Raw genomic sequence first — 19,566 nt, 5'->3', positions numbered from 1 at the left:
AGCCAGGATCAAACTCTCCGTGAATGTTTTCCCGTAATCGGGACACACATCACGAGAGCGGAACGGTCAGACCGGAATAAGGCCTGCCGTCCACAGCATCCTCGCTGTGTAAATGCCTACCCGCCACATGGGCCAGTAGGACTTCAAAGGAACCACGACCATCCGAAGATGGACGGGGTATCAACATATCTGGCGTTGACTTTTGGCACGCTGTTGAGTTCTCAAGGAACGGACGCTTCCTTCAGGCCCTTTTCATGGGGCCCTCCGGGCGCTTCCCTTCGGTGTTTCCAACTCTATCAGGCTCTTTACCCTCATCCTGACCACCACCCTGCGGGCATGCAGAGGTTTAGACCAGTTAGGATCTCGACTTGATAGGTGCTGCCGACCCCCGACTCAAAGTCGCGTTGGGGTCAGGCAGGGGTACGACAGTACCTGCCGCCGAGTGACGAGGCAAATCGTTTCCGGTGCCCCCTAGGTCCGCCAACTGGCAGCTCTCGTGCGGAACTAGGACTTCCTATGACTTACCCTTCTGAACAGCGCGCCGTCCGGGAAGCAGGCAGCGACGGCGACGCAACGAATCTCCGCCCCTGGGAGGCTCCATGACCACAGTGACGTCCCCTCTTGCCGGACGTGCCATCGGACTCGCGGCCGTGCCGGACCCGGTGTTCTCCGGTGCGATGGTCGGTCCGGGTACCGCTATTGACCCCGTGCGTGAGCCGTCGGAGGCCGTCGCCCCCGTTGACGGCATCGTTATCTCCCTTCACCCGCACGCCTTCGTCGTCGTCGACGACCAGGGGCACGGTGTGCTGACGCACCTCGGGATCGACACCGTTCAGCTCAACGGCGAGGGCTTCGAGTTGCTCGTCAACAAGGGCGACACCGTTCAGCGCGGACAGGCTGTGGTGCGCTGGGACCCGTCGACCGTCGAGGCCGCGGGCAAGTCCGCTGTCTGCCCGGTCGTGGCGCTCGAGGCCACGGCCGACTCCCTCTCCGACGTCCGCGAGGACGGCGACGTGAAGGCCGGCGACACACTCTTCGGCTGGCAGTAACGCCGACGTCGCAGTGACGGCGAGTTGGACATCCATCGCGGCGGCACAGACCGTCGCTCAATCGGAGACGGGTGAAATGGAGACAACGCTTCGAGGCGTCGGCGTGAGCCACGGTGTGGCGATCGGCGAGGTTCGGCACATGGGTACGGCGGTTCTGGAGCCGCCGGCCAAGCAGATTCCGGCGGAGGACGCGGAGCGCGAACAGGGGCGCGCTCGCCAGGCCGTGGAAGCTGTGGCCGCCGACCTGATAGCGCGGGGCAATCTGGCCGGGGGCGAGGCGCAGGCGGTGCTCGAGGCCCAGGCCATGATGGCGCAGGACCCGGAGCTCATGGCCGACGTGGATCGGCGCATCGCCGTCGGCAGCACTGCCGAGCGCGCGGTGTACGACGCGTTCGCTGCGTACCGGGCGCTGCTGGCGGGTGCCGGCGAGTACCTGGCCGGACGGGTCGCGGACCTGGATGACGTGCGGAACCGGATCGTGGCGCGGCTGCTGGGTGTGCCGATGCCGGGTGTGCCGGACAGCGACGAGCCGTATGTACTGATCGCCCGGGACCTCGCGCCCGCGGACACGGCGCTGCTCGACCCGGCGCTGGTGCTCGGGTTCGTCACCGAGGAGGGTGGGCCGACCAGCCACAGCGCGATTCTGGCGCGGGCGCTCGGAGTGCCCGCCGTGGTGGCGCTGCCGGGTGCCAGGGAGCTGGCCGAGGGCACCCTCATCGCCGTCGACGGCAGCACCGGCGAAGTTTTCGTCGAGCCGAGCGACGAGAAGCGCGCGCTGTTGGAGAAGGCCGCCGCGGAGCGTAAGGCCGCGCTGGCCGCTTCCAGTGGGCCGGGCGCGACGTCCGACGGGCACAAGGTGCCGCTGTTGGCGAATATCGGCGGGCCCGCCGATGTTCCGGCCGCGGTCGAGGCCGGTGCCGAGGGCGTCGGTCTGTTCCGTACGGAGTTCCTCTTCCTCGACGACAGCAAGCAGGCTCCGTCGGAGGAGAAGCAGGTCGAGGCCTACCGCAAGGTGCTGGAGGCGTTCCCCGAGGGCCGGGTTGTCGTGCGGGTGCTGGATGCGGGGGCCGACAAGCCGCTCGACTTCCTGACTCCGGCCGATGAGCCGAACCCGGCGCTGGGTGTGCGCGGGCTGCGCAGCCTGCTGGACCACCCCGAGGTGCTGCGTACCCAGCTGACGGCACTGTCCAAGGCCGTCGCCGGACTGCCGGTCTACCTCGAGGTCATGGCGCCGATGGTGGCGGACCGTATCGACGCGAAGGCGTTCGCCGACGCGTGCCGTGAGGCCGGGCTGAAGGCGAAGTTCGGCGCGATGGTGGAGATTCCGTCCGCCGCGCTGCGGGCGCGCTCGATCCTGCAGGAGGTCGAGTTCCTGTCACTGGGCACCAATGACCTCGCGCAGTACACCTTCGCCGCCGACCGTCAGGTGGGTGCGGTGTCGCGGCTGCAGGATCCGTGGCAGCCGGCGCTGCTGGATCTGGTGGCGCTGTCGGCCGAGGCCGCGAAGGCCGAGGGCAAGAGCTGCGGTGTGTGTGGTGAGGCTGCCTCCGATCCGTTGCTGGCGTGTGTGCTCACCGGTCTTGGTGTGACCTCGCTGTCGATGGGTGCGGCGTCGATTCCGTACGTCCGGGCGACGCTGGCGAAGTACACGCTCGCTCAGTGCGAGCGGGCTGCGGCCGCGGCGCGTGCCACGGACACCGCGGACGAGGCGCGGGTCGCCGCGCAGGCGGTGCTCTCCGGCGAGTAGTCGGTACGCGGTTGGTCAGTAGGTGATCGAAGGGGCTTCCTGCCGGGGACGGCGGGGAGCCCCTTCGGCGTTCAGTGGTGGTTGTCCGGATCGTCGGTGGTGGTGTCGAAGCCCGCGCAGTACTCCACGCCGGGCTCGGGGGACAGTGGTTCGCCGGTGGCCGCGTCCGTGCAGTAGGCGCTGAAGACCTCGCCCGCGGTGAGCGGGAGGAGGCGGCCCTGGTGGAGCCGCCAGCCGTGGAGGCGGTCCGGGGCGCCCTCGGTGCTCGTGCGCAGCACCAGTCCTCCGGGGCTTTCGAGGGCGATGCCTGTCGCGAGGACGGTGACGAACTCGGCGCCCTCGGATGCGTCCAGTTGTGCGGGCTCATCCGAGGGCGCGTCGGTGTGGAGGACGGCGAGGAGTTGTTCGTCTGGGGCAGGGACGCTGCAGACGAGGTGGTGTCTGCCTGGTCCCGCCGCTTCGAGCAGTCGCATCAGGATGCGGGAGGCCCGGTCGAAGGCGGCCCGGCCGATGTCCTGGCCGCAGTCTGCGCACTCGCCGAGGTCGGCGAGGAGCATGGTCGCGTACTCCCAAGTGGCTTGGCGGACGGCTCTGTTGATCAGTTGCGGCAGCAGGTTGTCGAGCGGCTGTCCCGTGTACATGAGGCCGGTGCCGCGGGCGGCGATTTCGGCTGTGTACCGGCTGCGGCTGGCGGCGGCGTCCGGGTCGAGGCCTGCTTCTGCGCAGTACTCCGCGAAGTCCTCCGGGTCGAAGAGGGCGACGGTGGTGTGGAGTTGGCTGCCGGCGAGGGTCTTGAGCAGGGCCTCGATCTGGCGGAGGTAGGTCGGGTGGTCGTCGAAGGTGAAGGTGCGGTAGTGGCGCATGACGGTGAAGTCGTGCTCGTCGGCGAGGAGGGCGACGGTGCTGGGGACTTCGCGGCGGAGGGTGCGGCGGAGGGCTGCGTCGGTCTTGGGGGGCCGGCGCGTGGAATGGTTGGTCGACTTGGGTTGTTTGGCCTGCTTGGGCCGCTTGGGCTGCTTCGGCTGCTTCGTGTACGCCATTTCTCCCCCTGGGTGCGGTCGATTACTGGTGACTCAACGTAATCGACGGCACTGACAATGGCGCGGGAGCGCCTGCGGCGGGCCTTCCCCCACCCCGCCCCTTCCCGTAACTGGGGCTCCGCCCCAGCCCCCGCGCCTCAAACGCCGGCGAGGCTTGATTTCGGGGCGCTAGGAGCGGTTGCGGGCCAGGGCCTCGTAGAAGCGCAGCAGGTCGAGGTTGTCGACCGAGCCCGGGTTGACCGCCTTGGACATTGGTGTGCCCTGGAGGAGGCGCTTCACCGGGACCTCGATGCGCTTGCCGGTGAGGGTGTGCGGGACGCCGGGGACCTCGATGATGTCGTCCGGGACGTGGCGTGGGGAGAGCTGTTCGCGGATCGTCCGCGTGATCCGGTCGCGTAGGTCGTCGTCGAGAGCGGCGCCTTCGACGAGGTGGACGAAGAGCGGCATCCAGTAGCCGCCGTCCGGCTCCTCCAGGCCGATGACCAGCGATTCGCGGATCTCGGGGAGACGTTCCACGGCTTCGTAGATGTCGGCCGAGCCCATCCGTACGCCCTGGCGGTTGAGAGTGGAGTCGGAGCGGCCGTGGATGACGACGGAGCCGCGGTCGGTGATGGTGATCCAGTCGCCGTGCCGCCAGACGCCGGGGAACATCTCGAAGTAGCTGTCGCGGTAGCGGCTGCCGTCGGGGTCGTTCCAGAACCGGATCGGCATGGACGGCATGGGGTTCGTGACGACCAGTTCGCCGACCTCGTCGATGACCGGCTTGCCCTGGGGGTCCCAGGACTGAAGATCGGTACCGAGGCAGGCGGCCTGGAGTTCGCCGATGTGCACGGGCAGGGTAGGCACCGCGCCGGCGAAGCAGCTGCACACGTCCGTGCCGCCGCTGACGGAAGCGATCCACAGGTCGTCCGCCACCTCGTCGTGCAGCCAGCGGAAGCCGTCGGGCGGGAGCGGGGAGCCGGTGGTGGCCACGCACTTGATACGGGACAGGTCGTGGTCCCGGGCGGGGTGGACGCCGGCCTTGCGGCAGGCCATGACGTACGCCGCCGAGGTGCCGAAGAGGGTGGCTTCGGTGCGCTCGGCGATGCGCCACTGGGCGCCGGTGTCGGGGTAGCCGGGGCTGCCGTCGTACAGGACCACCGTCGTTCCGGTGAGCAGGCCGGAGACAAGGAAGTTCCACATCATCCAGCCGGTCGAGGTGTACCAGAAGAAACGGTCCTCGGGGCCGAGGTCGCAGTGCAGGCCGAGCTGCTTGAAGTGCTCCAGCAGGATGCCGCCCTGCGACTGGACGATGGCCTTGGGCAGGCCTGTCGTACCGGAGGAGTAGAGCACCCACAGCGGGTGGTCGAAGGGGACCTGCTCGAAGACCGGTTCGGTGTCGTGAGAGGTGACCGCCGACCAGTCGAGAGCACCCTCGGGGGCTTCCGTACCGAGCAGCGGGATGTGGATCACCGCGCGCAGGGTGGGGAGTTCGCGGCGCAGCTCGGCGACGGTCTCCGTGCGGTCGTGCACTTTGCCGCCGTAGCGGTAGCCGTCGACGGTGAACAGGACGACCGGCTCGACCTGCTGGAAGCGGTCGAGGACGCTGCGGGCGCCGAAGTCGGGGGCGCAGGAGGTCCATACCGCGCCGACGGCCGCGGTGGCGAGGAGGGCGGTGACGGCCTGCGGGATGTTGGGCAGGTAGCCGCTGACGCGGTCCCCCGGGCGTACGCCGAGGGCGCGCAGTTCGGCGGCGAGAGCGCCCACCTGGCGGCGGAGCTCGGACCAGCTGATCGGGGTCGGCTCATGTGTCTCGTCCACATACAGGAGCGCCACGTCATGGGCGCGGGACGGGTCCTCGGCGGTGCGCAGTGCATGCTCCGCGTAGTTGAGCGTGGCGCCGGGGAACCACTGGGCACCGGGCATGGCGGAATTCGCGAGGACACGCTCGTACGGAGTGGAGAACCGCACGTCGAACCAGTCGGCGACCGCCTGCCAGAAGGTCTCGAGCTCGTCGACGGACCAGCGGTGCAGCGCCGCGTAGCCGCCCTCCGCAGGGGCCCCGTGGCGTTCGGCGGCCCATGCCTGGAAGCGGGTGATCCGGGCGGCGGCGATGCGGTCCGGGTCCGGCTGCCAGAGGGGGGCAGGGTTCGCTGCTGAGGTCATGGGGCGGCTCCCGGGTGGCTCTACGCGGTGTCTGCGTGCGTCGCGCGCACGTGCGGGGTGTGCGCGTGACGCGGCTGACACGGACGATGCCATGTGATCGTCTTTCGCACCAGGGCTCTCCACCCATGGTCGGGCGCGGGAATATGTGCTCTGACCACGGGTGAACGGGAGTTGAACAAACCCCACATCCGCCTGGCCGGATGGCAGGCTGAGCTGCATGGACGGTCGGGATCTGGTGCGCTCGGTAAGAAATTTCGGAACGGCGCAGGGGCTGCGCGCGGCACGCTCGGCCTGGCGGCAGCGGCGGACCGACGCCCGGGAGCTGCCGACGAGGGGGGCGGAGCGGGCGCGGGTGCCCGGGCCCGTGTCCGGCGCCGAGCCGCTGCCCGGGGGCGGCATCCTCCGGTTCGCACGTTCGGAGCTGCGCATCCGGGTCACGGCGGGCGGCACGGTCTTCTGGGGCTGGGACGGCGCGGGGCCCGAGCCGTCGTACGCACTCGCCGGCGAGCCTCCCGAGCCGGATCCGCGTGCCGAGCTCGAGCCCGACAAGGACGGCGGCTGGCGGGTGGTGTCGGAGCGGGTGACCGTGGAGGTCTCCCGCAACGGCGCCGTGGAGATCCGTACGCCGGGCGGTGTCGTTCTGCGCCGGGATCTGCCGCCGCGCTGGTGGGAGCCGGTGCGGGGCGGTCCGGCACGGTGGGTGCAGCGGACCGAAGTGCCTGCGGACGCGCGCTTCTTCGGGCTCGGCGGGCGGGCCTCCGGACCGCGCTTGCGGGGCGGCATATACCGGCTGTGGAACACCGACCCCAAGGGCACCTTCGGTCCCGGCGACGACCCGCTGTACATCAACATGCCCGTCCAGCTGGTGGTGGCGGACGCCGGCACCCATCTCGCCTTCCACGACAACTCGTGGGACGGCCGGGTCACCCTGCACGAGGGCGAGGAGGGCGCGGGCTCGGGGCACGACCGGCCCGGCACCAGTGAGGTGCGCATGGACGGCGGGCCGCTGCGCTGCTGGGTGGTGGTCGGGCCTCCCGCGCGCGTGCTGGCCGGCTGGACCCAGCTGACGGGCGCGCCCGCGCTGCCGCCGGCCTGGGCGCTGGGACCGCAGCATGCCCGGTGGGGTTTCGGCAGCGAGCGGGAGGTGCGCCGGATCGTCGCGGGCTACCGGGACCGGGAGCTGCCGCTGTCCGCCGTCCATCTCGACATCGACCACTACGACGCGCATCAGGTGTTCACCGTCGACCGCGAGAAGTTCCCCGACCTGCCTGGCATGGCGAAGGATCTGCGCGAGGACGGGGTGCGTCTGGTCTCCATCGTCGATCCGGCGGTGAAGGCGGAGCGCGGGAACGGGGTGTACGACAGCGGGTCGGCGGCCGGGGCGTTCGTACGCGATCCGCGGGGCGGGGAGGTGCGGGGCGTCGTCTGGCCGGGCGAGTGCGTCTATCCGGACTTCACCGATCCGGCGGTCCGCCGGTGGTGGGGAGAGCTGTACGAGGAGCGGCTGGCGCAAGGCTTCTCCGGGGTGTGGCACGACATGAACGAGCCGGTGTCCTTCGCGCCCTTCGGCGACATGACGCTGCCGCGCTCGGCCCGGCACGCGCTGGAGGGGCGGGGCGGCGATCACCGCGAGGCCCACAATGTGTACGGTCTCGCGATGGCGCAGGCCGGGTACGAGGGACTGCGGCGGCTGCGTCCGGAGGAACGGCCGTTTCTCTTCTCGCGTTCCGGCTGGGCGGGTATGCAGCGGTACGGAGGCACCTGGTCCGGCGATGTGTCCACCGGCTGGCCCGGGCTGCGGGCCTCGCTCTCGCTGGTCCTCGGGCTGGGGCTGTGCGGCGTGCCGTACTCCGGTCCTGATGTGGGCGGATTCGACGGCAGTCCGTCGCCCGAGCTGTATCTGCGCTGGTTCCAGCTGGGGGCGCAGCTGCCGCTGTTCCGCACTCATGCGGCGATCGGCGCGGGGCGCAGGGAGCCGTGGGAGTTCGGGCCCGAGGTCCTCGCGCATGCGAAGGCGGCTCTCGACGAACGGGAGCGGCTGCGGCCCTACTTCGTCACGCTGGCGCATCTGGCGCGGCTGACGGGGGCGCCGTATGTGCGGCCGCTGTGGTGGAGCAGTCCGGAGGACCGGATGCTGCGCGACTGCGAGGACGCCTTTCTGCTCGGTGAGGCGCTGCTGGTCGCGCCGGTGCTGGAGAGCGGGACGGACCGACGGGCGGTGCGGCTGCCGCGCGGCCGGTGGTACGACACGGCGACGGGGCAGGCTTACGACGGGCCCGGGCAGGTGCTGGTGGACGCTCCGCTGTCGCGGATCCCGGTACTGGCGCGGGGTGGTGCGGTGATTCCGGTACGGGGCGCGGACGGCGGGATCGAGCTGGAGGTGTGGGCGCCGGCCGAGAGGCGCGGGGGCGGGGGGCTGGTGGTCCCGGACCTGGGGGACGGCTGGGAGGAGGCGGAGGTGGAGCGGTACACGTCGCGGCTGGTGGACGGGCGGGTCGTGGTGAAGCAGGTCAAGGGGGACCGGTCCGGCCCGCCGAGGTGGCGGGTACGGGTGCGGGGGCTGGGGGCGTAGGGGCCCCGGCCCACGGCACCCACGAAGCCGGGTGACTACGCGTACCGTCCCTCGAACCATTTTCGTACCGCAGTCGTGTGCAGCGGGAACGTCAGCTCCGTCGACTCATGGAGCAGGTGCCAGCCCGCCGTCTCGGGCGTCGGGGTCGGCGGTGGGAGGTCCGCTGCCGGGCGTTGTGGCAGGAGGCCGAACAGGAGCAGATGGCCGTCCGGCGCGCTGAGTGCGTCCGCGAGGTGAACCTCCTCGCGCGAGGCCTCGATGCCGGTCTCCTCCGCCAACTCCCGTACGACTGCCTGCTGCCAGTCCTCACCGTGGTCGATGTAGCCGCCCGGCAGTGCGATGCCTCCGCGCCTCGGTTCAATCGTGCGGGTGATGATGACGAGTCCGGTGCCGTCGGCGTCGTACGCGGGCAGCAGCGCGACAGCGACCGGCAGCGGATTGCGGTAGGCCGTCTCGCCGCAGGCCGGGCAGGTGCGGGGCCAGCCCGTCAGGGAGCCGTACGGCGCCCCGCAGTTGCCGCAGTGGGAGTCCATGGACACGCGCGGACTGTATCCGATCACCCTTTCCCGCAGGGCCGGGAACTGGTAAAGCCTGTGCGCATGACAGGACTTGCTTCCGCTTTCCGCACCCTCGTAGCGACGGCCGCCGCACTCCTCGCCGTCACCGCCGCCCCCGCGGCGCAGGCCGAGTCCGAGCCGAAGGCACCCAGGGAGTTCGTGGCGCTGCGCTCCGTCGACCCGACGATCATCCAGGAGATGCGCTACATCACCCGGCACAACTTCGTGGGTGAACCCGTCGACGGCTACCGCCAGCCGCTCTGCATCCTCACCCGGCCCGCCGCCCAGGCGCTGCACAAGGCGCAGTCGAAGCTGCTCCGTCAGGGCTACTCGCTGAAGGTGTACGACTGTTACCGGCCTCAGCGGGCCGTCGACCACTTCGTTCGGTGGGCCAAGGACCTCGATGACGAGACCATGAAGAAGGAGTTCTATCCCCAAGTCGACAAGTCGCGGCTGTTCGCCGACGGTTACATCGCGGAGAAGTCCGGGCACAGCCGCGGCAGCACGGTCGATCTCACCATCGTGAAGCTGCCTGCCCTGCCAACCAGGCCGTACATTCCCGGCGAGCCTCTCGTCCCTTGTTATGCGCCCAAGTCCGAGCGGTTTCCCGACAATTCCGTGGACATGGGGACCGGTTTCGACTGCTTCGACACGCTGTCGCACACCGATGACCCCAGGATCCAGGGCAAGCAGCGCGCCAACCGGCAGCTGCTGAAGGGCGCTCTGAGTGCGGTCGGTTTTGTGAATCTGCCCGAGGAGTGGTGGCACTTCACCTACAAGCCGGAGCCGTTCCCGGACACCTTCTTCGACTTCCCCGTCGCTTGGCGTTCGGTCGCCGGGCACTGAGGGAGGCAGCTGCGGAACGGGCGGCCGGGACCACCCCCGTAGGCTCCGGCCGCCCGTTCTCCGATATCGGACGCGGCCGGGCCGTATCCGGTTCACTGCCGAGGGATTACGGTGCGGCCATGACGCAGCAGACGTTTGACTCGTACGAGGAGTTCTGGCCGTACTACGTCGCGATGCACTCCAGGGCGGCCACCCGGTGGGTCCATCTGACCGGCACGCTGACCGGACTCGCGGTCAGCGCGTACGGGCTGGCGCGCGGCCGGAAGCGGTATGCGGCCGCCCTGCCGCTGATCGGCTACGGAACGGCCTGGCCCGCGCATTTCTTCATCGAGAAGAACAACCCCGCGACCTTCGGGCATCCGGCCTGGTCGCTGCGGGGTGACGTGCAGATGATCCGGATGATGCTGGCGGGCAGGGACCGGGAACTGGCCGAGACCGCCGCCAAGTGGCTCGCCGAGAGCCGCTGACCCGTGGCACACTTCTGACGTTTCGTCAGATTGCTGGGCCGGGGAGGGATCTTGACGCGCACACCCGTGGTGGCCGGATGGTTCACGCAGGACAGCGATGAGGAGGACTTCCGGCTGCTCGGCACCCGCTGTGCGGCCTGCGCGTCGGTCTTCTTCCCGCGCGAGGACTCCTTCTGCCGCAACCCGGCATGCGGCGGCGGGGAGTTGGCGGAGGTGCCCCTGTCCAAGCGGGGACGGGTGTGGTCGTACACGGACGGACGCTATCGACCACCTGCGCCGTACGTCTCTGACCCCGATGCGGAGTGGGAGCCGTACACACTCGTCGCCGTCGAGCTCGAGGCCGAGCGGATGGTGGTCCTCGGGCAGGCCGTGCCGGGCGTGAGAGTCACCGATCTCGCGGTCGGGATGCAGGTCGAGGTCGTGCCCGGCGTGCTGAACGAGGACGCCGAGACGGTCTGGACGACCTGGCACTGGCGGCCCGTGGGGGTGGCGTCATGAGCGGCGAGGTGGCGGTCCTCGGGGCCGGAATGCATCCCTGGGGCAAATGGGGTCGCAGCTTCGTCCAGTACGGCACGGCCGCGGCCAGAGCCGCGCTGGCCGATGCCGGGATCGACTGGCGGCAGGTGCAGTCGGTGGTCGGCGCGGACACCATGCGCTGCGGCTATCCCGGGTATGTGGCCGGAGCGACTTTCGCGCAGGCGCTCGGCTGGCAGGGGGCACGCGTCAGCAGCGTCTACGCGGCCTGCGCATCGGGCGCGCAGGCGATCAACACCGGGCGCTCCCAGATCCTGGCGGGTATGGCGGACGTGGTGCTGGTGGTGGGGGCGGACTCCGCGCCCAAGGGTTTCTTCGCACCGGCCGGGGGCGATCGGCCCGACGATCCCGACTGGCTGCGCTTCCGGGTGCTCGGGGCGACCAACCCCGCCTACTTCGCGCTCCACGCCCGCCGGCGTATGGCCCTGCACGGCGAATCCGCCGAGGACTTCGCGCTGGTCAAGGTGAAGAACGCGGCGGCCGGGGCGCTCAACCCCAACGCCCGCTACCGCAAGGCCGTCTCGGCCGAGGAGGTGGCCGCCTCCGCGGTGGTCGCCGATCCGCTGCGGCTGCTCGACATCTGTGCGACGTCCGACGGCGCGGCCGCGCTGGTGCTCTCCAGCATGGACTTCGCGCGCCGGCACGGGGCCGGCGAGCCGGTCCGTATCCGCGCGGTCTCCACCGTCTCGCCGACCTATCCGAAGGCCGTACTCGACCTCCCGGACATCGCGACCGACTCGGCCGCCGCCGTGGACCCGCTCCCGCAGTCGTTCCGGGCTTCGATCGCCGGGGCCGCGTACGAGGAGGCGGGCATCGGGCCCGAGGATCTCTCGCTCGCCGAGGTGTACGACCTCTCCACCGCCCTGGAGCTGGAGTGGTACGAGGACATCGGGCTGTGCGGGGCCGGCGAGGGCGCCAAGCTGGTGCGCGAGGGTGCAACCGCGCTCGGCGGGCGGATTCCCGTCAATGTCAGCGGCGGTCTCGCGTCATTCGGCGAGGCGGTGCCCGCTCAGGCCATCGCCCAGGTCTGCGAGCTGACCTGGCAGTTGCGCGGCACTGCCGGGGCGCGCCAGGTGCCGGGGGCGCGCACCGGGATCACCGCGAACCAGGGGCTGTTCGGCCATGGCTCGGCGGTCGTCGCCGTCCGCTGAGCCGACCCTGAAGGCGAACCTCCCGCCGCCTTACGTTCCCCGGTACCGTGTCAAACACACAAGCCGTGAACTGCGCTTGCTGTCAACGACCTTGACGCCCCATCACGGCCGGTGAACACTGCCTCTTCGTCGGCATCGCCGCACTTCGGCACGCTCACCACGCTCGTCACGGACGCCGGCGGGGTGCGGGAGACTCCCCTGCCTCCGGCTCCGTAGCCATGGAACGCCATGGAGCACGCATCCTGCACGGAGGACCGGGGCCCAGGCCCCGGCCGAGGGCATAGGAGCCGCCATGAGCAATGGAGACATATTCACCGGTGAGGTCATCGGCACCGCGATACTCATCCTCTTCGGCGCGGGCGTCTGCGCCGCCGTCACGCTCCACCACTCCAAGGCAAGGGCCTCGGGGTGGGTCGTCATCGCCTTCGGCTGGGGTTTCGGCGTGCTGGCGGGCGCGTACACAGCCGCGCCGCTGTCGGGTGGGCATCTCAATCCGGCCGTGACGCTGGGCGTCGCCGTCGACACCGGGGAGTGGAGCAAGGTGCCGCTCTACATCCTGGCGCAGATGGTCGGCGCGATCCTCGGCGCCGTACTCGCCTATCTCGTCTACTTCGCGCAGTTCCAGGCCAACGCGGACAAGAAGAACGCACAGCCCACGCTCGGAATCTTCTCCACCGGTCCGGAGATCCGCAATCCCGTCGCCAACGTGATGACCGAGATCATCGCGACGATCGGCCTGGTGCTGCCGATACTCGCCTTCGGCAAGAACGACGGCATCGGCATCGGGCAGATACCCGGGCAGGACGCCGGGATCTACGGCTCCGGCATCTCCATCCTGCTGGTGTCGCTGCTGGTCGTCGGCATCGGTCTCTCACTCGGCGGGCCGACCGGTTATGCCATCAACCCGGCGCGTGACCTCGGACCACGCATTACCCACGCACTGCTGCCGATCCCCAACAAGGGCACCTCCGACTGGGGTTACGCCTGGGTGCCGGTGGCCGGGCCCGTGATCGGCGGGCTGCTGGCCGGCCTCATATTCAACGCAGCCTTCTAGGCCTTCCGGCCACTTCGACAAGAGGACGTCATGACGGACAAATTCGTCGCCGCAATTGACCAGGGCACCACGTCCAGCCGCTGCATCATCTTCAACCAGGACGGCGCGATCGTCGCCGTCGACCAGCGCGAGCACCGTCAGATCTTCCCCAAGCCGGGCTGGGTGGAGCACGACGCCACCGAGATCTGGTCCAAGGTGCAGGCGGTGGTGGCGGGGGCCATCGCCAAGGCTGGCCTGCGGGCCGACCAGCTCAGTGCCCTCGGCATCACCAACCAGCGGGAGACGACGGTTCTTTGGGACCGGGCGACCGGCAAGCCCGTACACAACGCGATCGTCTGGCAGGACACGCGTACCTCCGCACTCTGCAACGAACTCGGCGGCACGGACGGGCAGGACCGTTTCCGCGACGCGACCGGACTGCCGCTCGCGAGCTACTTCTCCGGGCCCAAGGCGGCCTGGCTGCTGGACAATGTGCCCGGGCTGCGCGGCCGGGCCGAACGCGGTGAGATCGCCTTCGGGACCATCGACTCCTGGCTGATCTGGAACCTCACCGGCGGCACCGAGGGTGGTGTCCATGTCACCGATGTGACCAACGCGTCGCGCACGATGCTGATGAATCTGCAGACCCTGCAGTGGGATCCGGCGATCCTGGCGGCAATGAATGTGCCGCAGGCGGTGCTTCCGGAGATCAGATCGTCGGCGGAGGTGTACGGGACGGCCGTCGGCCAGCTCGCGGGTGTACCGGTGGCCTCGGCGCTCGGCGACCAGCAGGCCGCGATCTTCGGGCAGGCCTGCTACGACACGGGCACGGCCAAGAACACGTACGGCACCGGCAGCTTCCTGCTGCTCAACACCGGCAACCGGCCCGTGGCGTCGAAGAGCGGGCTGATCACCACGATGGGGTACAAGATCGGCGAAGAGGCGCCGGTGTACTGCCTGGAGGGGTCGATCGCGATCACCGGCGCGCTGGTGCAGTGGTTCCGGGACCAGCTGGGCATCATCCGCAGCGCCGACGAGATCGAGACGCTGGCGGCGAGCGTGGACGACAACGGCGGGGCGTACATCGTGCCGGCCTTCTCCGGGCTCTTCGCCCCGTACTGGCGCTCCGACGCACGCGGTGTCATCACCGGACTGACCCGGTACGTCACCAAGGCGCATCTGGCGCGGGCGGTGCTGGAGGCGACCAGCTGGCAGACCCGAGAAGTAGTCGACGCGATGTACCAGGACTCCGGGGTGCAGATCACCACACTCAAGGTGGACGGCGGCATGACCTCCAACAATCTGCTGATGCAGCATCAGGCGGATGTGCTGGGGGTGCCGGTGATCCGGCCGAAGGTCTCCGAGACGACGTGTCTGGGGGCCGCGTACGCGGCGGGGCTCGCGACCGGCGTCTGGTCGGACCTCGACGAGCTCAAGGCGCACTGGAAGCGCGATGTGGAGTGGTCGCCGCGGATGGAGGCGCAGACCCGCGAGCGCGAGTACCACAACTGGCGCAAGGCGGTGGAGCGTAGCTTCGGCTGGCACGAGGAAGGCGACGAGTGACCCCATGTTGACTCACGGCCCGTACCCCAGTCGGTGGGGGTACGGGCCGTGGCTCGCCTGTCGGTCGGCTGACGGCGTGCTCGCGCCGACGGCCGACGGGGCGGCCAGGCGTCGTGCTCGCGCTGCCTGTCGGCGCGGGTTTCAGGCGTCCGCGTGTTCGCGCTGCCTGTCGGCGCGGGCCAGCGCGTGCTCAACGACCGCCACCAGCACCTCCTTGGCCGACTCGCGCTGGCGCGCGTCGCACATCAGCAGCGGCACCTCGGGGTCGAGGTCGAGTGCGGCCCGTACGCTCTCGCCGGGAAAACGACCCGCCCCCTCGAAGCAGTTGACGGCGACGGTGAAGGGAATGGATCGGCGTTCGAAGTAGTCGATGGCCCCGAAGGAGTCCTCAAGGCGGCGGGTATCGGCGAGCACAACCGCACCCAGCGCCCCCTGCGCCAGCTCGTCCCAGAGGAACCAGAAGCGGTCCTGGCCCGGCGTGCCGAAGAGATAGAGCACCAGGTCCTGGCGGAGCGTGATACGCCCGAAGTCCATGGCGACAGTGGTGGTCGTCTTCTGCTCGACGCCAGCGGTGTCGTCGACGGGACGACCCGCCTCACTCAGCGTCTCCTCCGTACGCAGCGGTCTGATCTCGCTGACCGCGCCCACCAGAGTCGTCTTGCCCACGCCGAATCCGCCCGCGACCAGGATCTTCAGAGTCACCGGCTCGACGGGCGGCGTTCGGCGGCTAGAGCGCCCGAAGACCATTGATCACCTCGCGGAGAATGCTCACATCCGGCAGTTCGGCCGGCGGAACGGGACGGGTTACATGCACCAGTGCGTCCTCGACGAGATCGCCGACCAGGACCCGGACCACTCCGACAGGGAGGTCCAGGGTGGCAGCGAGTTCGGCGATCGACTGGGGGGTGTCGCCGCACCGCTCTACGATCTCAACATGCTCCGGCGAGAGCAACTGGTCGCGGCCGGGATCGTCGGCTGCGGCCTCCGGCACGACGAGGGCGATCAGATCGAGGCCGTGACGGGTGGCGCTGCTCGTCCGGCCGCGGGTCATCGCGTACGGACGGACGACCGGGCCGGCTTCGGCGTCGAAGAAGTGGTGCGGGTTCCGAGCGTACTGAGCGGAGTCACTCATGCCGGCCACTCACCCCCCGGGTTGGCCGGTCCGTGGAGCGGTGGCCAGGTGCGCTCCGACCCGCTTGACCATGAGCGTCATCTCGTACGCCACCAGCCCGACGTCGGAGTCCGCGTCGGCGAGGACGGCCAGACAGCTGCCGTCGCCCGCCGCCGTGACGAAGAGGAAGGCCTCGTCCAGTTCCACGACGGTCTGGCGGACCTTGCCCGCCTCGAAGTGGCGGCCGACGCCCTTGGCGAGGCTGTGGAAGCCGGAGGCGACGGCGGCGAGGTGCTCGCCGTCCTCGCGGGTCAGCTCCCGGGAGGTGCCGGTGGCGAGGCCGTCACCGGAGAGCACCAGTGCCTTGCGGATGCTGGCGACGCGGTCCACCAGTTCGTCAAGGAGCCAGTTGAGTTCGCCGGACCGCCTTGTGGTTGTGGTCAGGCCGTCGCCGGTGGCGTTGGGTGCTGCGGCGTGTGGTGCGGTCATCGACCGTCCCCCTCCGATGTCGTTCCTGGTGCGGTCTCGCCGGGGCCGGTGGCCTGGTCGGTGGCCTCTTCGTACTCGGCCTCTTCGGCATTCTGGCGGCGGCCGCGCTGCCAGCCTCGTTGCATGGAAGCCATCCGGTTGCGTACTTGTTCCGCATCGCGTTCGACGTCCTGCCCCGCGGCCGGGGCTGTGGTCAGTTCGGCGGCGGCGCCCTCCCTGAGCTGGGGGGCGAGGCTTGCCTGACGGACTCGGCGGGGCAGGCCGTCTACCGTGGCGGGTCGGGGTGCGGATGCCGGGTCGGGGTCGCGTTTGGGGGTGCGCGCGTTGTCCGGCGACGGGGCGGGCGATGCCGGGGCGGGCGCGGGCCAGGGCGCGCGGCGTGGCTCCGGGGCGGGTGCGGGTCCCGGCCAGGGCGCGGGGCGCGGCTCCGGCGCGGATGGAGACCATGGGCCGGTGCGCGGCTCCGGCGCGGGCGTGGGCTCTGCGGAACGCTCGGGCTCGGGTGCCGGGGCCGGGTGCGTGCGGCCACGATCGTCCACCCTGCGGCCGTGGTCGGCGACCAGGGTCGGCGGCTTGCGGCGGGGCAGCGGCACGGGCCCGGAGTTCCGCTCGGGCGTCTGGTCCAGCGCCTGGTGGTGCTGCTCGTCCGGGGTCGGGCGGCGGCGGTCGCGGGCCCGGGCGCGGAAGATCCCGCCGCGCTCGCTCTCCGTGTCCTCGATGTCGGCGCGGGAGTCGACCCCCCCGAGGCCCGGGCGCTCACCGCCGAGCCCGGGGCGGTCACCGCCGAGCCCGGACCGGTCACCGCCGAGCCCGGACCGGTCACCGCCGAGGCCGGACCGGTCCTCGAAGCCCAACGCGCCGACGGGTGCCTCCAGTTCGACGGGTCCGTCGAGCAGCGCCGCGCCGCCCAGCTGGGTGGGGACCTTGGAGAGCGCCGTGAGCTTGCCGTCGCTGCCGCGTCGCCCCGCCGCGCTCTCGCTCTTGCGGTCGAGGCGGAAGCCGGTGCCCTGGGTCTCCGGGGCTTCGGTGAGCAGGGCCGCGGGGATGAAGACGATCGCGGTGGTCCCGCCGTACGGCGAAGGCTGCAGCGAGACCCGGACGTTCTGCCGCTGGGCGAGCCGGCTGACGACGAACAGGCCGAGCCGGTCGGTGTCGGAGAGCTCGAACTCGGGGGTCTCCGCGAGCCGCAGATTGGCGTCGAGCAGCACTTCCGGTGCCATGCCGAGCCCGCGGTCGTGGATTTCGAGGGTGAAGCCGTTGGCGACCCGCTCGCCGTGCACCTGGACGCCGGTGTGCGGGGGCGAGAACACCGTGGCGTTCTCGAGAAGTTCGGCGATGAGGTGGGTGAGGTCGGCGACCGCGGGGCCGCCGACGCCGATGCGCGGCAGCCGGCGCACCTCGATGCGCTCGTAGTCCTCGACCTCGGCGACCGCGGCCCGTACGACGTCCATCAGCTGGATCGGCTTGCGCCACTGCCGGGAGGGCGCGGCGCCGGAGAGGATCACCAGGCCCTCGGCGTGCCGTCGCATACGGGTCGTGAGGTGGTCCAGGCGGAACAGGTCCGCGAGTTCCTCGGTGTCCTCGGTGCGGCGCTCCATGGTGTCGAGGAGCGTGAGCTGGCGGTGCAGCAGAACCTGGTTGCGGCGGGCGAGGTTGACGAAGACATCGGAGACTCCGCGGCGCATGTCGGCCTGCCGGACGGCGGCCTCGACAGCGGCCCGCTGAAGCGTGTTGAGCGCCTGGCCGGCCTGCCCGATCTCGTCCTTGTCGTAGTCGAGGCGCGGCGCTTCGGTCTCGATGTCCACATGCTCACCCGCGGCGAGCCGGCGCATCACGCTGGGCAGACGTACGCCGGAGACCTCGTGGGCCTCCTTGCGCAGCCGGGAGAGGTCGCGGACGAGGTCGCGCCCGATGCGTACGGACACGATGACCGAGACCAGCAGGGCGAGGAAGCCCAGTACGCCCGCGACTCCGGCCTTGACGAAGACGCTGTACGCGGCGGGCTCGACGCGGTCCTGGTAGCGGACGCCCGCCTCCTTGGCCTCGCGGGCGAGGTCGTCCAGGACGGGGGTGGCGACCGCCTTCCAGCGGACTCCCTCGGACGCGCCGGTGTTCTTGACGGGGCCCGCGGTGATGAGGCGTTCCTCGGCGTCGCGCAGGGGCGCGGTCTTGGGGCTGCGCCAGTACTGCTCGTAGACCTCGCGCTCCTTGGCGGGCAGGACTTCGAGGTTGGTCTCGTAGTACAGCTCGCGCTTCGCTACGAAGTCGGAGAGCGCGCGGATCTCATCTGCCGTGATTTTGCGGGTTGTCAGCGAGGAGGCGATGAGAGCGTCCTCGCGGGAGAGCATCTCCATGGCGCGGACGAGTCCGACGAGGGCGCGGCCCTGCCGCTCCATCTCTACGTCGTTGAAGGCGTGGAGTGTCAGCAGGAGGCTGTAGCAGGGGTCGACGACCCGGTTGTAGAAATCCAGGGCCTGGTTGCGGGAGACGGTCCCTGTCTCCACGGAGCGGCGCAGAGCGCCCAGTCCGTCGAGTGCTTCGAGGAGCGAGTCCAGTTTCTGCGCGGTGTCCGGCCGCATGTCGTCGAGGACTCCGGACTTCGCCATATTCGCCTTGATCTTGGCGACGGCCCCGTCGGTGGCCTCGCGCTGGCGGCGCAGGGTGGGCAGAGCCTCCGAAGCCCTGCGGTCCGCAAGGTAGATGAGCGTCTGGCGGCGTTCCTTCTGAATGACGTTGACGGCGTCCGCGACCGGATAGCCGACTTTCTCGACGACTGAGCTGACGTCCAGAAGCTGATCGGCCTCCCGACCGGTCAGTACGGTGGCGAAGCCCCAGAGGGCGGTGAGGGAGACGAGCGGCACCAGCAACAACGCCACGATCTTCCGGCGGATGGACTTCCCGCGAAAGCGCATGGCCTCCCCCTGATCAACCCCCGCCCGGTGCGGGTGGTGTTCCGTCAACAAACGGCGTGAGCCTACTACTGTCACACAGACAACTCGAAGGCACGTCCGGACGATTTTCGGCCGAGGACGGACGTCTTGATCACGGGTTGTCCTGGTATTCGGGGAGATGGCATTCCCCGCGGCGTGGGACCGCACCTGGCGGCACATCATTTTTCGGACCGCCGCAGATGGCTGGAATTTTTCGATCCGCGGGAATCATCCGGCCTGGTCAATCGTCATTCTGTGCGGGGGGCACGGGTGTTCGCACTACGCCGCGCGCATCGCTTCGGTTTCGGCTTCGGTTCGCTCGCTGCGGGTGC

16 protein-coding genes and 1 rRNA gene (1 of these 17 only partly in view) are annotated in these 19,566 nt (G+C 70.1%); 9 read left to right on the top strand and 8 right to left on the bottom strand.

The features are described from left to right. Window positions 1-24 (bottom strand): 16S ribosomal RNA (locus QFZ67_RS33285) (it extends 1,502 nt beyond the left edge of the window). 575 nt (window positions 25-599) lie between these two features. Between QFZ67_RS33285 and QFZ67_RS33280 the strand changes: the two genes are divergently transcribed. Then, the gene (locus tag QFZ67_RS33280) at window positions 600-1,049 is read left to right on the top strand and encodes a PTS glucose transporter subunit IIA (protein WP_307664741.1); all 450 of its coding nucleotides are present in this window, start codon (window positions 600-602) and stop codon (window positions 1,047-1,049) included. Window positions 1,050-1,125: 76 nt separating this feature from the next. Continuing rightward, window positions 1,126-2,796 (top strand): phosphoenolpyruvate--protein phosphotransferase, encoded by a 1,671-nt coding sequence (gene ptsP, locus QFZ67_RS33275; RefSeq protein ID WP_307664740.1) that lies wholly within the window; start codon window positions 1,126-1,128, stop codon window positions 2,794-2,796. Between the two features lie 71 nt (window positions 2,797-2,867). On the opposite strand, the gene QFZ67_RS33270 is transcribed toward ptsP, so the two are convergent. Together QFZ67_RS33270 and QFZ67_RS33265 are read right to left on the bottom strand one after the other, a co-directional pair. Next, window positions 2,868-3,836, bottom strand: a complete 969-nt coding sequence (locus QFZ67_RS33270; RefSeq protein WP_307664739.1) for a hypothetical protein — start codon at window positions 3,834-3,836, stop codon at window positions 2,868-2,870. Window positions 3,837-4,004: 168 nt separating this feature from the next. After that, on the bottom strand, window positions 4,005-5,981 hold the full coding sequence (locus QFZ67_RS33265) for an acetoacetate--CoA ligase (protein WP_307664738.1): 1,977 nt from the start codon (window positions 5,979-5,981) through the stop codon (window positions 4,005-4,007). 217 nt (window positions 5,982-6,198) lie between these two features. On the opposite strand from QFZ67_RS33265, the gene QFZ67_RS33260 reads away from it, so the two are divergent. Continuing rightward, window positions 6,199-8,553, top strand: a complete 2,355-nt coding sequence (locus QFZ67_RS33260; RefSeq protein WP_307664737.1) for a glycoside hydrolase family 31 protein — start codon at window positions 6,199-6,201, stop codon at window positions 8,551-8,553. Between the two features lie 35 nt (window positions 8,554-8,588). On the opposite strand, the gene QFZ67_RS33255 is transcribed toward QFZ67_RS33260, so the two are convergent. Continuing rightward, entirely contained in the window at window positions 8,589-9,086 is a 498-nt protein-coding gene (locus QFZ67_RS33255) for an NUDIX domain-containing protein (RefSeq protein WP_307666063.1), read from the bottom strand. Between the two features lie 66 nt (window positions 9,087-9,152). Here QFZ67_RS33255 and QFZ67_RS33250 point away from each other — a divergent pair, with 66 nt between their 5' ends. The 6 genes from QFZ67_RS33250 to glpK all read left to right on the top strand — a co-directional run bounded on the left by QFZ67_RS33250 (window position 9,153) and on the right by glpK (window position 14,704). After that, window positions 9,153-9,956 (top strand): M15 family metallopeptidase, encoded by an 804-nt coding sequence (locus tag QFZ67_RS33250; protein WP_307664736.1) that lies wholly within the window; start codon window positions 9,153-9,155, stop codon window positions 9,954-9,956. Window positions 9,957-10,075: 119 nt separating this feature from the next. After that, window positions 10,076-10,423, top strand: coding sequence for a DUF962 domain-containing protein (locus QFZ67_RS33245; protein WP_307664735.1), 348 nt, complete (start codon window positions 10,076-10,078; stop codon window positions 10,421-10,423). A 66-nt stretch (window positions 10,424-10,489) separates the two neighbouring features. Further along, window positions 10,490-10,921 (top strand): Zn-ribbon domain-containing OB-fold protein, encoded by a 432-nt coding sequence (locus QFZ67_RS33240; RefSeq protein ID WP_307666062.1) that lies wholly within the window; start codon window positions 10,490-10,492, stop codon window positions 10,919-10,921. Next, on the top strand, window positions 10,918-12,108 hold the full coding sequence (locus QFZ67_RS33235) for a lipid-transfer protein (protein WP_307664734.1): 1,191 nt from the start codon (window positions 10,918-10,920) through the stop codon (window positions 12,106-12,108). Before QFZ67_RS33240 ends, QFZ67_RS33235 begins: the two co-directional genes overlap by 4 nt. A 292-nt stretch (window positions 12,109-12,400) precedes the next feature. After that, on the top strand, window positions 12,401-13,162 hold the full coding sequence (locus QFZ67_RS33230) for an MIP/aquaporin family protein (protein ID WP_307664733.1): 762 nt from the start codon (window positions 12,401-12,403) through the stop codon (window positions 13,160-13,162). Window positions 13,163-13,192: 30 nt separating this feature from the next. Continuing rightward, window positions 13,193-14,704, top strand: a complete 1,512-nt coding sequence (glpK, locus tag QFZ67_RS33225) for a glycerol kinase GlpK (protein ID WP_307664732.1) — start codon at window positions 13,193-13,195, stop codon at window positions 14,702-14,704. A gap of 141 nt (window positions 14,705-14,845) precedes the next feature. Here glpK and QFZ67_RS33220 read toward each other — a convergent pair whose 3' ends face one another. The 4 genes from QFZ67_RS33220 to QFZ67_RS33205 are packed head-to-tail and all read right to left on the bottom strand — an operon-like array spanning window position 14,846 to window position 19,216. Then, on the bottom strand, window positions 14,846-15,451 hold the full coding sequence (locus QFZ67_RS33220) for an ATP/GTP-binding protein (protein WP_307664731.1): 606 nt from the start codon (window positions 15,449-15,451) through the stop codon (window positions 14,846-14,848). Then, window positions 15,432-15,836 carry a DUF742 domain-containing protein gene (locus QFZ67_RS33215; protein ID WP_307664730.1) on the bottom strand — a complete coding sequence of 135 codons (405 nt, stop codon included), beginning with the start codon at window positions 15,834-15,836 and terminating at the stop codon, window positions 15,432-15,434. The genes QFZ67_RS33220 and QFZ67_RS33215 overlap by 20 nt, the downstream gene beginning before the upstream one ends. A 9-nt stretch (window positions 15,837-15,845) precedes the next feature. Further along, entirely contained in the window at window positions 15,846-16,304 is a 459-nt protein-coding gene (locus QFZ67_RS33210) for a roadblock/LC7 domain-containing protein (protein WP_307664729.1), read from the bottom strand. Continuing rightward, window positions 16,301-19,216: a nitrate- and nitrite sensing domain-containing protein gene (locus QFZ67_RS33205; protein WP_307664727.1), complete on the bottom strand. Its 2,916-nt coding sequence runs from the start codon at window positions 19,214-19,216 to the stop codon at window positions 16,301-16,303. Before QFZ67_RS33205 ends, QFZ67_RS33210 begins: the two co-directional genes overlap by 4 nt. Between the last annotated feature and the right edge of the window lie 350 nt (window positions 19,217-19,566).

It is taken from the genome of Streptomyces sp. V1I1 (assembly GCF_030817355.1).
In the GTDB taxonomy this organism is placed as follows: Bacteria; Actinomycetota; Actinomycetes; order Streptomycetales; family Streptomycetaceae; genus Streptomyces.
Note: the sequence above shows the minus strand (reverse complement) of the source record. Positions and strands in the feature narration are given on the sequence as shown.